Annotated in this window: 16 protein-coding genes; 1 reads left to right on the top strand and 15 read right to left on the bottom strand. The window is 36.7% G+C overall.

Going from position 1 to position 14,758, the window contains the following annotated elements; translation table 11 throughout:
- Positions 1-254: 254 nt before the first annotated feature.
- The 11 genes from FBF83_RS08930 to FBF83_RS08885 all read right to left on the bottom strand — a co-directional run bounded on the left by FBF83_RS08930 (position 255) and on the right by FBF83_RS08885 (position 9,550).
- The gene (locus FBF83_RS08930; RefSeq protein ID WP_136946808.1) at positions 255-1,403 is read right to left on the bottom strand and encodes a glycosyltransferase family 4 protein; all 1,149 of its coding nucleotides are present in this window, start codon (positions 1,401-1,403) and stop codon (positions 255-257) included.
- A 45-nt stretch (positions 1,404-1,448) separates the two neighbouring features.
- Entirely contained in the window at positions 1,449-2,324 is an 876-nt protein-coding gene (locus FBF83_RS08925; RefSeq protein WP_136946807.1) for an ATP-grasp fold amidoligase family protein, read from the bottom strand.
- A 28-nt stretch (positions 2,325-2,352) separates the two neighbouring features.
- Positions 2,353-2,817, bottom strand: a complete 465-nt coding sequence (pssE, locus tag FBF83_RS08920) for a PssE/Cps14G family polysaccharide biosynthesis glycosyltransferase (RefSeq protein WP_240688065.1) — start codon at positions 2,815-2,817, stop codon at positions 2,353-2,355.
- A gap of 5 nt (positions 2,818-2,822) precedes the next feature.
- Positions 2,823-3,281 (bottom strand): PssD/Cps14F family polysaccharide biosynthesis glycosyltransferase, encoded by a 459-nt coding sequence (gene pssD / locus FBF83_RS08915; RefSeq protein ID WP_136946805.1) that lies wholly within the window; start codon positions 3,279-3,281, stop codon positions 2,823-2,825.
- Positions 3,282-3,299: 18 nt separating this feature from the next.
- Entirely contained in the window at positions 3,300-4,157 is an 858-nt protein-coding gene (locus tag FBF83_RS08910) for an NAD-dependent epimerase/dehydratase family protein (protein ID WP_136946804.1), read from the bottom strand.
- Entirely contained in the window at positions 4,154-4,789 is a 636-nt protein-coding gene (locus FBF83_RS08905) for a sugar transferase (RefSeq protein ID WP_136946803.1), read from the bottom strand. Before FBF83_RS08905 ends, FBF83_RS08910 begins: the two co-directional genes overlap by 4 nt.
- 208 nt (positions 4,790-4,997) lie before the next feature.
- Positions 4,998-6,821 carry a polysaccharide biosynthesis protein gene (locus tag FBF83_RS08900; RefSeq protein WP_136946802.1) on the bottom strand — a complete coding sequence of 608 codons (1,824 nt, stop codon included), beginning with the start codon at positions 6,819-6,821 and terminating at the stop codon, positions 4,998-5,000.
- Positions 6,822-6,974: a hypothetical protein gene (locus FBF83_RS20805; protein ID WP_169525286.1), complete on the bottom strand. Its 153-nt coding sequence runs from the start codon at positions 6,972-6,974 to the stop codon at positions 6,822-6,824. It abuts the gene before it with no gap.
- A gap of 109 nt (positions 6,975-7,083) precedes the next feature.
- Complete coding sequence (locus FBF83_RS08895; protein ID WP_240688038.1) at positions 7,084-7,785, bottom strand: CpsD/CapB family tyrosine-protein kinase; 702 nt, start codon at positions 7,783-7,785, stop codon at positions 7,084-7,086.
- On the bottom strand, positions 7,775-8,515 hold the full coding sequence (locus FBF83_RS08890) for a YveK family protein (RefSeq protein ID WP_136946800.1): 741 nt from the start codon (positions 8,513-8,515) through the stop codon (positions 7,775-7,777). The genes FBF83_RS08895 and FBF83_RS08890 overlap by 11 nt, the downstream gene beginning before the upstream one ends.
- A 267-nt stretch (positions 8,516-8,782) precedes the next feature.
- Positions 8,783-9,550, bottom strand: coding sequence for a tyrosine-protein phosphatase (locus tag FBF83_RS08885; RefSeq protein WP_136946799.1), 768 nt, complete (start codon positions 9,548-9,550; stop codon positions 8,783-8,785).
- A gap of 246 nt (positions 9,551-9,796) precedes the next feature.
- Here FBF83_RS08885 and FBF83_RS08880 point away from each other — a divergent pair, with 246 nt between their 5' ends.
- Positions 9,797-10,702 carry a LytR family transcriptional regulator gene (locus FBF83_RS08880; protein WP_136946798.1) on the top strand — a complete coding sequence of 302 codons (906 nt, stop codon included), beginning with the start codon at positions 9,797-9,799 and terminating at the stop codon, positions 10,700-10,702.
- A 42-nt stretch (positions 10,703-10,744) separates the two neighbouring features.
- Here the strand turns inward: FBF83_RS08880 and FBF83_RS08875 are convergent, their stop codons facing one another.
- The 4 genes from FBF83_RS08875 to FBF83_RS08870 all read right to left on the bottom strand — a co-directional run bounded on the left by FBF83_RS08875 (position 10,745) and on the right by FBF83_RS08870 (position 14,631).
- Positions 10,745-11,512 (bottom strand): tyrosine-protein phosphatase, encoded by a 768-nt coding sequence (locus FBF83_RS08875; RefSeq protein ID WP_136946797.1) that lies wholly within the window; start codon positions 11,510-11,512, stop codon positions 10,745-10,747.
- A gap of 437 nt (positions 11,513-11,949) precedes the next feature.
- Positions 11,950-12,117 (bottom strand): hypothetical protein, encoded by a 168-nt coding sequence (locus FBF83_RS20800; RefSeq protein WP_169525284.1) that lies wholly within the window; start codon positions 12,115-12,117, stop codon positions 11,950-11,952.
- 656 nt (positions 12,118-12,773) lie between these two features.
- Positions 12,774-12,902, bottom strand: a complete 129-nt coding sequence (locus FBF83_RS21270) for a hypothetical protein (protein WP_255435969.1) — start codon at positions 12,900-12,902, stop codon at positions 12,774-12,776.
- 343 nt (positions 12,903-13,245) lie between these two features.
- Positions 13,246-14,631 (bottom strand): cell wall-binding repeat-containing protein, encoded by a 1,386-nt coding sequence (locus FBF83_RS08870; protein ID WP_136946796.1) that lies wholly within the window; start codon positions 14,629-14,631, stop codon positions 13,246-13,248.
- Positions 14,632-14,758: the final 127 nt, after the last annotated feature.

Below are 14,758 nucleotides of genomic sequence, written 5' to 3'. Positions count from 1 at the left end.
ATAGACTATTAACAATAGACAAAGTACCATGTCAACTTTCTAATCCCCTCAACGATAATCCAAGCTCTTTGTTCATAATTTATACCCATTGATATCTTTATTTGAAGCAATAATAGGCACCCACATGCCATAGCTTCTGACTACTTAAATTCACATCGATTTTTTCCCAATCTCTATTCTACTTTGGGTAATAAATAAGATGTTAATTTATCACTTAACTTTATGCGGAAAATTTACTATTAATTAATCACCAACTATTTAGCGTTAGTTGCAATAAAAGATAATATTTTCTCTGCTCTCTTTTCTAACGTTAGAGATTGTGACTTTTGAAGACTACCTTTACCTAGGTCTTTTAACTTTTCTTTATTATTGTAAAGATGATTAATTGCAAATTTTATTTCTTCAACGCTGGAAGGATTTACTCTAATCGAACATGAATCATCTAATATATCATCGTTAAATGACAAATTAGATGATATTATTGGTAAACCACAAGCCATCGCTTCAATAATTGCATTACAGCAGCCCTCATTTAGTGTTGGGAGTACAAAGACATCCGCCGCACTATAAAAGTAGGGTAAATCTTTATTATCAACAGCTTGATTATAAAGACAACTCTCTCCACTTGGTGTTAGTTCACCTTTTCCGGCACAGATGGCATAAACACCATCTATCTTGTTAATTGCTTGCATAAGCCTATCAATACCTTTTCGGTAATCAAAACTACCGACGAAACATACTAAGAACTTATCATTTGGAAGCCCGAACTTTGCTCTGCTTTCAATTTTTTCTCTAGGATAAAATCGCTCTTTACGATACCCATTTGGAAAAACATCAATTACATTCTCTTTCACAGCATTTACAGATAGAAGCATTTCTTTGTTTTGTGTAGAAACAGCTACTACACCATCTAAAGTTTTTAATTCATTAGCAACTTTAGATGCGCCAAAGTGATCAATGGTCATAAAAGTTGCTTCTCCGTGAGCCATAAATGAAGGCAAATTAAACAATCGACCAATTCTAGCAGCCGCTATTCCAGCTGGTGTCACAAAATGTCCGTAAACCGCATCAGGTTTATCAATCATTTTGGTAATTACTTTTTTAACAGCATTTGTGAAATTATTAGTTGTAATTCTAGCTGGATTAAACCCTAATATTTCACTTTGACCATATCCTATATACTTGGGGAAATATACATCTACAGTAGTTCCATTTTCTGTAGTTTCGCTAGTCTTATAGGGGAATTTTAAATATTTTGTATTCAAATTTACTGGCATTGGACAAATTACTGAACAATTAATTCCTTTATCTGCCATTGACCAAACAAGTTGTTGCACAAAAACTAAAACGTTTGGTTCTACTGGGTTCGGATATTTATTTGTTATAATACATAAATTTTTCAAAATGATATCTCCTTATAAACAAAAAATATTTACTCAACATCAGTTTCAACTTGGTAGTTTTATCCAATCACCCATTTTTACATCAAAAGAATGAGGCGAAATTTTCCCGAATCCAGCACTTTTAGTGAAGGTCAGCTCTCCAAAAATGATCTTACCATCAACATTATAAAAATCTACACGGACGTGCAAAAAATCTTTTGATAGTTCTTTCGCATAATAAACCATTTCATCAAAATTATTTGGTTTGGGAACTTTAGTTGTCAAATCATTCTCATAACCTAATTTAACTTCGGGCAATAGGTTGAACTTCATATCGTATGCGTTAATGGTATGCTTATTGTCTTTCCATGTATCTATATAAACTAATTTGGGTTCTCCATTAAAACAAAAGAACTTGTAATCATATAACGCTTGACTTTGTGTATCCTTCAAATACTTCTCAATTATTATTCTAGGTTTTTCAACTCCATAAAACCATTCACCATAACAAGGTAAAAAGTCAGCTTTCAACCATTTCTTTAATAGGTTAATTGTTTTCTCTATATTTATTTCTCCCTTATCTTCACAAACTATATTAAAGGTTGAGCCATGAGTTACTTTGATTACAAATTGATTCGGTAAACTTTCAAAAGGGATTTTTTCAGGATTAAAACCACTCCATATTAAATCATTTAATATTTCTCCATGTCCGAGAGACTTCACGTATTCTCTAACTGTATATTTATCAGAGCACTTAATCATCAATTCATTTTTATCATATAGTTTTATCCACTGTAATTTTTCATTGTATGTAGTAGGATTTTCTAAATTCAATTTATAACCTAACTTTGCTTTAAAAAGTATTTTCAGACATAATTCAGGTGACATTTTATAAAGTATATTCATTGGGGTTAAAATGATATTTTTCACGATATTATTCATCAATTCTATCCTTTCCATCCTGCATGACCTATCGCATAAAATCTTGAATTATACTTAGGACTTTAGAAGGTTTATTGTATCTTTTTTTTATTGGATTTCTTTCAAATTTATTAATGCCATTAAGCAATTCATCCATATTTAATACACAATACAGATAACCTTCTTCTGCTAATACTTCGGCGACTTGGGTTTGATGGTCATCAATATGCTCACCATATCTTGCCAAACGCGGAACGGCTAACAATTGCTTTTCTAATTTTAAAGCTCCAATGAGTGCACCCGTTCCACCATGAGATATTACTAGATGTGCTTTCCGTTGACATTCTTTAAATTCAACAACTGACATAAACCGCTCAAACTTATAGTTCTTTGGAATATATGTTGACTTTCCAATTTGCGCAAAAACTTCCTCTTTTATTTCTCCTTGTTCAATTAACTCATCTAACTTTTTTAGTAGCCGATTAAATTGGTATTCCCTTGATCCAACACACACAAAAATCAATATATCCCGCCTCCATATATCGCTTTAGGATAAACTTTTTTCAATGGTTCCCACTGAATGATGAACAAATCTGCGTGCTTATACATTAACCTTCCTGCTCTAGTACCATCATTTACTCTCGCAAATGTTTCAATATAAATTAGTTTTTTTCCAAATAACTTTGCCAAAAATGCCATTGGCAATACTATCATAGTCCCTGTAGTAATAACATAATCTGGTCTTTCCTTGTACCAAATTTTTATAGACTTAAAGATATTTAATAGCATTTTTAATGGGAATAATTTATCTCGCATGCCGGTTTGAAACAAGTAATAATCTGCATCAGAAGTATATTTTGCGCCCTCTGTAATCCAAAATACATCATTATTCTCTGCTAATGGAGATAACATTTTTAATTGCTCATAGTGTCCACCTGAAGATGAAATTAAACATACTTTATTAAATTTTTTTTTCATTTTTCATACCCTCTCACTTCATTTTTCCGTAACATTTATTGAATCTTCCAAATCTCTTATTATATAATTCTCTTTATACAAGCTTAGTTTGTTATCATAGATCAAGTTTCCGAAAACTTTGTTAATTACACTTGACTTTCTTAAGCCTATTTTTACTACTGGGTTGAAAAACTTAGTTAATACTATGTTTCTATTATGTGATTTTGCAATTAACCTTACCATTTCACTAGTCTTAACATACTCTTTATTCTGAGGAAAAAAGAGACCACTTTCCCCATTATCAATCATTAATCTTACAAACTCACAAAGATTATCTACATGGATCATACTTCTCTGATTATTAATATCTGGAAATACAGGAAATATCTTAGCAACTTTAGCTAGTTTTAAATAATTTCCTTTAGCTCCCTTTCCAAATATCATCGGGGGTCTCAAAATAACGACTTTAAATCCATAGTTATCTAATTTTTTTATTCCTTCTTCTGCCAACAACTTACTATTCCCGTAAAAATTACTAGGAATTGGTTTGGTGTTTTTATCAATAACTTTTTTTGAGATACTGCCATCACCATATACAATAATACTACTCATAAAAATAAATTGCTTAACGCCTTCAGCTTTTGACTTCTCAGCCACTGCAATAGTTAAATCCCGATTCACCTTATAGTAAAGTTCTTCCATTTTAGGGTCCGAAGACACATGTGCTATCCCCGCAACATGGAATATAACATCGTACTTTGAAAAATCACTTTTTTTCCAATCATCCGTTCTGAGACTAATACAATCCACTGAATATTGATCAGGATAGTTTTCTAGCCAACTTTCTAAACTTGTTCCTATATAACTGTTAACTCCAGTAATTAGTATCGTCTTCATTTTGAAGAATTCTCCTTCGTACTAGCTAGTTCTTTATTTACACCTGTCCCCGTACCACCCTCAATAACTCCATCACTCTTTACAACACTTACAATAGTCCCAAAGAAACACTTAACATCCATACCAAAACTAAGCTTCTTAACATACTCCCCATCCAGTCTTGACTTCACCTCAATAGGAAGCTCATCTCTCCCATTAATTTGCGCCCATCCAGTCAACCCAGGGGGAACATCATTAACGCCATACTTATCACGTTCTTCAATTAGATCATACTGATTCCAAAGCGCTGGACGAGGTCCAATTACTGCCATTTGACCAGCAAATATATTAAAGATCTGCGGAAGTTCATCCAAGCTTGTCTTTCTCATAAATTTCCCAACTTTAGTAATGTACTGTTCCGGATTTTCTAATAAGTGAGTAGGTGTGTCCTTGGGTGTATCAATTCTCATCGTACGAAACTTCAATATATCGAAATGCTTTTTATGAATACCTACGCGTTTTTGTTTAAACAGAACTGGACCTTTTGATTCTGCCTTAATTGCAATAATTAAAACGATAAAAACCGGTGACAATATTACAATTCCTAGTGAAGAAAGTACAATATCCATTACTCTCTTAACCTTCATATACATAATTAACTCTCCTTCTAAGTCAGTTAGTTGGGTAGATGCTAGTTCTAAGATAGTTTTTCTATTAAACTAGCAACTAACCAAGTACCTCACTATTTTCTCTATCTTTAACTTACACACTTAACTCCTCATTCTTATAAGTGTTAAGTACACGATCTGAATGTACTTAACACCTACATATAATAACTAGTTAAAAATCAGTAAAAGTAGTTTACTTCGCATACAACAACTCTTTACTAGAGTTGATCCGATTATGTGCAATATCCAAAGCCCTCTCTCTAACACCCAACTTATCCATATCCTCAAACCGACCAACAAAATCCATCACAACACTCAAATCCGCAATAACCGACTTCCCAACATAAATCTTCGGATAAATCTGCTCATCATGAACCTCATCCTTACCAAGAAGCTCTTCATACAATTTCTCACCAGGTCTCACACCAGCAAACTTAATCCCAATTTCATCAACGGAGTAACCGGACAATTTAATGAGGTTTTCCGCAAGATCCACAATCTTAACCGGCTCACCCATATCAAGAACGAAAATTTCTCCGCCTCTTGCCATGGCGCCAGCTTGAATCACAAGTCTCGATGCTTCCGGAATTGTCATAAAGTAACGAACCATATCTGGATGCGTTACCGTAACCGGACCCCCCTTTTGAATTTGCTTCTTAAAGAGTGGTATGACACTACCACGACTTCCAAGTACGTTACCAAAACGTACGGCTACAAATCGTGTTGCGCTGATCTTGTCCATCTGTTGGACAATCATTTCCGCAAGACGCTTCGTTGCGCCCATGACGCTTGTAGGATTAACGGCTTTATCGGTTGATACCATCACGAACGTATCAACATCTGCATCACTCGCTGCTTCTGCCACGTTTTTGGTGCCAATAACATTATTTTTCACTGACTCATGCGGGTTTGCTTCCATTAAAGGGACGTGCTTATGCGCTGCTGCATGATACACAACATTTGGACGATGTAGTTTCATCACTTCACCAAGTCGTTCACGATCTTGCACATCAGCTATGACTGGTATGAAGGTAATGGTATCTCCGTATGTATTTCGAAGTTCCATTTCAATCGTATAAATGCTGTTCTCACCATGACCGAGTAACACAACTTGATCTGGATTGAATTTCGAAACCTGGCGACAGATTTCAGAACCGATGGAGCCTCCAGCACCTGTAACGAGCACTGTTTTCCCAGTGAGCGTTTCGGCGATGTTTTCTGTATCCAATTTAATCGGTTCACGACCTAGTAGATCTTCTACTTTCACATCTCGGAAACTATTAATCGATACTTTACCTGTCATTAAGTCTTCAATCATTGGGATGATTTGCGTCTTTGCATTTGTCTTAGAACATTCCTCATAGATTCGCTTCATCTCGGATTTTGAAAGAGATGGAATCGCAATGACGATGGTATCAATTTCGAGTTGCTTGACTTGTTCCACAATGTCTTCCGTTGGCCCAAGAACAGGAACGCCCATGATTTCTAAATTCTGCTTTCGAATGTCATCATCAATAAATCCGATTGGATTCAAGTCAGAATCGACACTCTGCCTTAATTGACGAACAATCATCATACCTGCTGATCCAGCACCAACAACTAGCACACGTTTCTTTTTATTCTTCGTATTCATATACGTATCACGGAACATCCGCCAGGCAAAGCGAGATCCTCCGATGAGTAACATATGAATCATCCACGTAATAGAGAGTGCTCTGAAGTAAATATCCTGAAGCAGTATGAACTGTGCTAATGCGGCAAGAATGACGGAGAATGTGACGACTTTAAAAATAACAACAAGTTCCCCGATACTTGCATATTGCCATGCTCGCTTGTATAGCTTGTAATAGTAAGAAAAGAAATGATGACCTAATAGAAGAACAATCGAGCTAGCAATAATCGGTTTGGACGAAAGAAAATCAGCATAGTTCAAAAGAAAGCTACTAATGAAAATCGCAAAAGCGACAATGCACGAATCAATCACGATTAGATACGATAACCGCTTATGATAGGACATTTACTTGCACCTCATTTCAGATTTCGTCATTCGCTCTTCAATCGATCTGTTTAGTAGCCCTTGTATCTCAAGTAGTTTCTGATCGGGTGCATCTTGCTTAATATATCGAATGGCTTTTCGAATCGACTTTGGTAACTGATCCGTTCCCTTCATATAACCACTCCCCCTTTAAATAACAATCCCATAAAAACGTCTTTTCCCGCGTGTCTATTATTGTGGTTTGGTTCTAAATAACCACTTCAAAAGAGAAATGCTTTTCTATCTACTTCTGGGCATAGTAATAGTAATAACTTCCATCCTTCATCTTCTTCCTATTTAGTACGACCCCAAGTAACTTACTATTCACACTTTCCAACCGCTCTTTCGCCTTCACCGCAGCTTCTTTATCCGTCGTTCCACTACTCACAACAAGCACAGTTCCCTGCACTTTATTCGCAACAATTTGCGAATCTGCCACTGCAAGAATTGGAGGACAGTCGAATAATATAATGTCATAATGAATTAGTGCTTCTTCTATTAAATTATCCATCCCTTTTGAACCAAGAAGTTCAGATGGATTGGGGGGAATTGGACCACTTGTTAAAACGTTAAGATTCGGCACTTCCGTTTCCTGCGTCACCTCTACTAACTCAGCCTGACGGGTGAGGACATTAGTGATCCCTCTAGTATTCATCGTTCTGAACGTGTAATGAACCGTTGGCTTCCGTAAATCCGCATCGATAATTAGAACGCTCTTACCTTGTTGAGCAAGAACAACTCCAAGGTTCGCAATAGTCGTAGATTTCCCTTCCATTGGGCCTGAAGAAGTCACCATAATCGTGCGGATTTCTTCTTCTACGGAAGCAAACTGAATGTTAGTTCTGATTGTTCGGTATTGCTCAGCAATTGGTGATTTCGGATTTTGGTGGGTTAATAGACTTCTTTCTTTATCAACGTGTACAGACTTTCGATTTTTACGACTCAACCGTCTCACCTCTTACTGACTTTTTTGCATTCCCTTTCGAAGAACCTACTTCTTTATCCTCAATGACTGCAATTGTTCCTAGTACAGGAAGACCAAGCAGCTTTTCAATATCGTTTTCATCTTTAATCGTGTTATCAAGGTATTCAAGTAAGAAAGCAAGTCCTACACCCACCATTAAGCCTATAATTAATGCAATAGCCATGTTAAGCACGGGGTTAGGATTTACAGGAGCTGGTGTTCCTTCAAATCCAGCTTTTGAAAGAATACTAACGTTATCGACATTCATAATGTTACTAATCTCTTTCTCAAATACTGTTGCAGTTGTATTCGCAATCTTCACAGCAAGCTTTGGATCCGGATCTGTTACTGAAATCAGTACAACTTGCGAATTTTGTGCATTGCTTACAGATATCTTATTGTTTAGTGTGTTAGTCGTCATATCAAGTGATAAACTTTCTTTTACTTCATCAAGAATAGTAGGACTTTTAATAATGACACTATAGGTATTAATAAGTGCTACATCTCTATTTACCTGGTTATAATCAATGGCACTATCTTTATCTGTTTTTTGATTCACAAGAATTTGGGTTTGAGTTTCATAAATTGGGGTAAGTAAGAAATAAGAGACAACACCGCTGGTTGCTGTAGCGAGTAGTGTAATTAGTAGAATAAGAGATAAGCGTTTTTTGAGTACTTCGAAAATTTCCTTTAAACTAATTGTTTCTTCCATAAATGCCTCCAACAAGCTCATAATATTTTTAATACGTAACTATTCTGAATACAGATTTCACTATAACACAGAAAATCAGTTAAAATTAGCCTTTTTTTTCATGTTTATCCACATGACTTTAGTAATGGTATAAAAGTCATGTTTTATTTTGTCGATTATTGTAGAAGAAAGTGCTTACACAGTAGAATTTCTTACTTTTATTGACGAAATGTTTTTTATTAAGTTTATTCTAATTGCATTTAGTAATGAAGTAACCCCCTCCTTATTTTAAAATAATCCTAGTATCTTTTTCCTTCTAATTTTCTCAGGAATTTCTTTTGCAACCATCTTACCTACAATCATATCTTCAGCGTTTTCCTGCAGCATATACCTTGTCGAAATGCCGAATTCACGTTCAACTGTCCCCATTGCGTCACCAAGGTCAAAAGGCCTATTTGTCGTGTTGTGAGCATCAGAAGCAATAAAATGCGTAAGGTTGGATTGGATAAGGTCAAATGAGAATTTTTGAATCTTTTTCCCCATCTCTCCTGTTACACTTTTGCCTGTTAACTGACTCAGTGCTCCCTCTTTTACAAGGTTATAAAGACGCTCAGGATTTTCCATGATTTCACGATTACGTTCAGGGTGGACAATAATCGGAATGATACCATTCACTTGAAGATCAAATAATAATTTGTTTGCATAGCGCGGTAAATGGCTTGATGGAAATTCAATTAGCATGTAGTTCCCATTTCTATTCACTGTAAGCAACTCTTCGCCACTCAAGTCTTCTACTAACTCACCATAAATACGATTTTCCTGACCAGGTAAAACTTCAATATGTATGCTCTCTTCTTTGAGCTTTTCATTTAATCGTTCTACTTCTGCCAGTATGATGCGACGTTCATTTTCGAACGTTCCATTTTTATGGTGTGGTGTGGCAACGATCTTCGTAATGCCCTGATCATAAGCTTGCCTTGCCATAGCAAGACTATCTTCTACTGTCTTCGCTCCATCATCGATTCCGGGTAGGATATGAGAGTGTATATCGATCATCTTCTTGCCTTCCTTCTATGTTGGATTATTCTAATAGATTAGCATATTATTGTTAAGATATTGTAAGCTTTGTGATTTTTGTCTAGTTTGTCATAAACAATTGGCAGTAGCACTTGAGATTGACGCTCTTTCACAAACTTTTTCTGGAAGGTATTTACTTTACAAAATAGTTCGACTTATAATAAAGGTTAGAATTTCGATAGAAAAATTGCAAGACAATTCTTGATAGAAAGCTGGAATGAGAGAATGAAGAAGTTTTTACTGATTGTAGGAATAATTGCGGGTGTTGTTCTCGTTGCTGGTGGCGGTTATGCGTATTATCTATATGATTCAGTGAAGGATACAGCTGGCGAGATGCACGAACCTATTAGTAGAGAAACATCTGAGAAACGAACGGAACAAGTAGATATGCAAAAGAAAGACCCTATTTCTATTCTCCTGATGGGTGTGGATGAGCGAAAGAATGACCAGGGTCGTTCGGATACAATGATTATGATTACGTTAAATCCACAGGACAATTCAATGTACATGTTTAACATTCCACGTGATACTCGCACAGAAATTATTGGTCGTGGAACGGTTGAGAAAATGAATCACGCTTATGCATATGGCGGGATTGAAATGACAATGGATACTGTCGAGAACTTCCTTGACGTTCCCATTGATTACTATTTCAAAGTTAACATGGAAGCATTCGAAGATGTTGTCTCAGCTCTTAATGGCGTAACCGTCGATAATCCGTTTGCTTTTCAATATGGTGGATATACATTTCCTAAAGGTGAAATTGAATTGAACGCTGAAGAAGCACTCGCTTTCTCTAGAATGCGCTATGAAGATCCTAAGGGTGATCTAGGCCGCAATGATCGTCAGCGTGAAATTATTAAGTCAATTATTAACGAAGGTGCAAGTGTAGGTAGCATTAATAAGATTGGTGACTTGCTGAATGCTGTTGGAACCAATGTGAAAACAAACATGACATTTGAAGAAATGAATGATATTTTCAAAAACTATCGTGACGCTCGTCAGAACATGACAACATTTGAAGTTCAAGGACATGGTGAAATGATTGATGGTCTGTGGTATTACATTGTTTCGGATGAAGAGAAGCAAAACATTACGCAAAAGCTGAAAGATCATCTTGAATTAAGTTAATTATTTAAGGCAGTTCCAGTTAAACTGGAGCTGCCTCTTTTTTTAAAAGATTCCTAATCTCTTCTTTTTATGAATTCTCTGAGGTGGTTCCTTTTGAACCACTTTTCCCTCGATTAGAAATTCTGCGTTCTCTTGCATCATATACCTCATAGACAAACCAAACTTATTTTCCACTGTGTCTAGCGCTTTTCTTAGATCACATGGTCGTGTTTTTACATTATGCGAATCAGAAGCGATAAAGTGAGCGAGGTTATGTGTGATTATCTCATGAGAGAATTGCTTCACTTTCTTCCCCATCTGTCCTGTTACCGCAGAAGCTGTTAACTGACATAGTGAACCTTCTTTGACAATTTGGTAAAGTCGTTTTGGGTTCTCTATGAATTCTTGGTTACGTTCAGGGTGAACAATGATTGGAATTAATCCACTTATTTGCAGATCAAATAAGAGTTTATTTGCATATGCAGGAACGTGACTTTGTGGAAATTCGATCAATAGATAGGTTCCTGTTTCGTTTATTGATAACAGTTTCCCTCGTCCATAATCATCAATCATATCACCATATATTCTAATTTCTTGGCCTGGAATCACCTTGAGGTCTATTTTTTCTCTCTCAAACTCTTTATTAAGAATGGCTACTTCCTGCAAGATCACTTTCTTTTCATTATCAAAGCTTCCATTACGATGATGCGGAGTAGCTACTACTTTCGTAATCCCCTCGCTCACTGCCTGCTTTGCCATTTCAATACTCTCTTCAATCGTTGATGCACCATCGTCAATCCCGGGGAGGATATGACTGTGAATATCAATCATGTGCAAATCCCCTTTCCTGAATGGTTTGTGTCTTGTCGAAACATTAACTAGTAAGTTCATATTCTACTTTAAAAGATGTATTATTCACGATAACAACAGGGTTTGTTCTATTTAAAGAACAACACTTTATTTTATACTAACATATTTTTCAATATTTGGGAGGGGAAATCTCAAATATTGGATATTTGTTTTATAAAGATAGTAGATTGACAAAAAGAGTTGATTGAATGTGCTTTGTATAAGCTACTTATATTACTTTATGGTTATTAAGATATGGAAACCTTTGAAGTTAAGGGGCGTTGTGAGATGATCGTCAACCTCTGGTATTATATCGCGCCTGATTAAGAGAGACAGTCAAATACGCAGAAGTTAAAGAATTATTTCGAGATTAGTTGAACGGAAAGAAGGGCTCTTCCACAGTGGAAAAGCCCTTCTTTTTAGTCTGTTTTCAGGTTGGATGCCATTCCCATGTTCTTCGATAAAATGCTTCGAATCTGTTCAATGTATGGTTTCGCTTCGCCCGCCTGCTTCTGTTCTCTTTCGACCTGCTGCACAAATTCCTGCAGCTCACCCCACATAGGGTTCTGTTTCTCTAGCCCTTTCATTCCGAATCCTCCGTTTTATTTCTAGTAAACTATTTTTTGAGATTGTATCACTCTATTCAAATAATTACCATAAAAATTTTGTAAATTATCAGTAAAGTATGCTTAATAGAATAAGAATGACTATGATGGCCTCAACCGATCGATGTGCTCATTTGGTATAACCTTACCCTATTATGGGTATACTCAATCATAGAATAAGAGATTCAAGAATTAGCAAAACAAGCCGGTTTCTTTTCCATAGAACGACAGCGTTTGATAGCTCTATCAATTATAATAGAGGAAAGTCACCCTGCTTCAACTGGATGAATTTCTTCGTACGTTATAGAATTTCATTTCTGTTTGTTTAAAGTATAAGAAAATCTAAAGCTTTCGCTAAGAACTGGCGGTAAGCTAAGGTTTTCTAAAAGGGGTTGAGGTTATGCAATACCATGAAGAAGGCAACTTCGCTAAAGGTATGGTATGGGGCGTCTCACTAAGTATTCCTCTCTGGATTGCAGTATTTGGTTGGGCTAAACTGGTAATGAGAATGGTTAGTTGATTTAATATAGAAAGAAAAGACGGACAGCGTATGTGCTGTCCGTCTTCTATTTGTTACTAATACTTGTTTTAAGTAGCGTAGATATTAATAACAAAAAACCTTAACTCGTTTAGTACGTTTAATTTGCAATAATGCTTATAATTGCTCCAAGGAAGATCGCAAATACTGGTACTAATAAATATCCTAGACTTCTATTTCTCTGTTTTCTCCAGGCAATCTCTTCTGGAGTCATGTACGTTCCCTTCAAAACTAAACCGCCTCCTATAGTAATATTATCCCAAATAAATTATATACAGATATAGAATAAATTGGAACTACTTTCGTTAAATAATTTTCTATATTTTTCAAATTATAGCTGTATGCATTGGTTTGTTCGTCATTAAGAATTAATTGTTCGTTTTTGGGATTGGAAAGAATTTTGCTTTAATGTTTTATTAATATAATTTAGTCACTTCTGCCAAGGGAATTATTGATAACACGTTAGGTGATGAATACCATCGGTATGTACGTAAGAATTTTAGATATAAAAAAATGTAGAGAAACACTAGGTTTCTCTACAAGGTGATCATTGCGTTATTGCGTTTCTTTTCTTATTTAACAAACAGAGAAATAATCTCATCTTCTACTTGCGTATCCACCGCATTCGGTCCACCGAAAATCGTAAATGTATTTGTTCCATTGTCTTCTAGCAGCTGCTTTGCAGGCGTTGATAGTCTGTCTGGTCTTGTTAGGATGACTGGCTCTTCGTTATATGCCGCATGAACGGAACCTGCAAGGGCGTCAGCGAAGCCTTGTCCTGTTGCTAGATTAACAGATTGAAGGCGGACGCCGAGTTCTTTTGCAACATTAACAGACGTTTCGTAGCGATTATCCCCTGCGATGCGGTTTCCGTTTGGAAGATCTGAGACGACGTTGTTTGAGATGACAGCTGGACCACCGATTGCGTAGGAGTTGTCATAGTTTTTTAACGCATTGCTAGTTTCTTCTGGAATGTCGTTTGATCGCGTTAATAGAATTGGGCTACCTTCCATCGCGGCAATAGATGCAACGGATAAGGCATCCGGATAATTGCCGCCATACGTAACATAAGCTGTATTGCTTCCTGTGTTTCCAAGCTCCGCTGCGATGTTTGCGGCTGTTTCATAGCGGTCATCGCCTGCGATCCGAGTGACGCTGATAGAAAGGTCTTTTTCTAACGTCGTTTCAACTCTTTCGGATACAGCGCTTGTTCCGCCGATGATGGTGACTTCTTCTACACCGAAGTAGTTGAATGCATCGAGCACGTCGTCAGGAATTTCATTTGTTTTCGTTAATAGAATCGGTGCATCTTTTGCGTAAGCAAGTGGTGCCCCAGCAAGAGCGTCCGGGAAATCTGTACCCGTAGCGAGTACAACGTGTGGCGCTTCATTCTTTCTGAACGTTTCTTTCGCGATTTCAACGGCTGTATCATAGCGATTGAAGCCGAAATGGCGCTCGTAGAAAAACATTCCCTCACCAAAGGTAGCGAAATAATACGGCTCACCATTGTCTTCATTTAGAAGGTCGGAAACAACGAAGTAGTAAGTTCCCGCCTCAAGGTGATCGAAGCTTCCTTTGTATTTTGTGATATTTTCTTCGCTATCTGGTGTGATTTTCTCGAAGCTGCTGTTATAGACGTCAACTTGCAGCTGTAGTGTTGGTTCGTATTCATCAGTTGCAGCTACAAAATCAAATCGATGGCCTTCTTTTACTTCTAGTTTGTAAACATCTTGATCGTTATCCGTTAACGTACCAGCTGCGATGTAATCGATCCCAGTTTGATTGGCATCATTGAATGCGTTGTTCGGTTCCTCTTCTCCGATAAATCCTTGAAGTTCTGCAGGCGCTTCGGCATTCATGTTTTCCTGTGCGTTGGTCTCTGTTGCTGCAGAAGCTGTGTTACCTAGTAAGCTCCCCGCTAGTAACACAGATGTGACAATCCCCATTGCTTTCTTCATGTGTGTTTTCCCCCCGGTATTTTGTATGTTCGGTTTGGTGCACCTGAATGAGTATAACAAGAGAGATGGGAGGATTCTAGGGAAATTGGGAAATAAAAGGAAAAAAGGCTCAGACTCGTGTCTGATC

The organism is Guptibacillus hwajinpoensis, from assembly GCF_005144865.1.
Taxonomy (GTDB): domain Bacteria; phylum Bacillota; class Bacilli; order Bacillales; family Guptibacillaceae; genus Guptibacillus; species Guptibacillus hwajinpoensis_A.
Note: the sequence above shows the minus strand (reverse complement) of the source record. Positions and strands in the feature narration are given on the sequence as shown.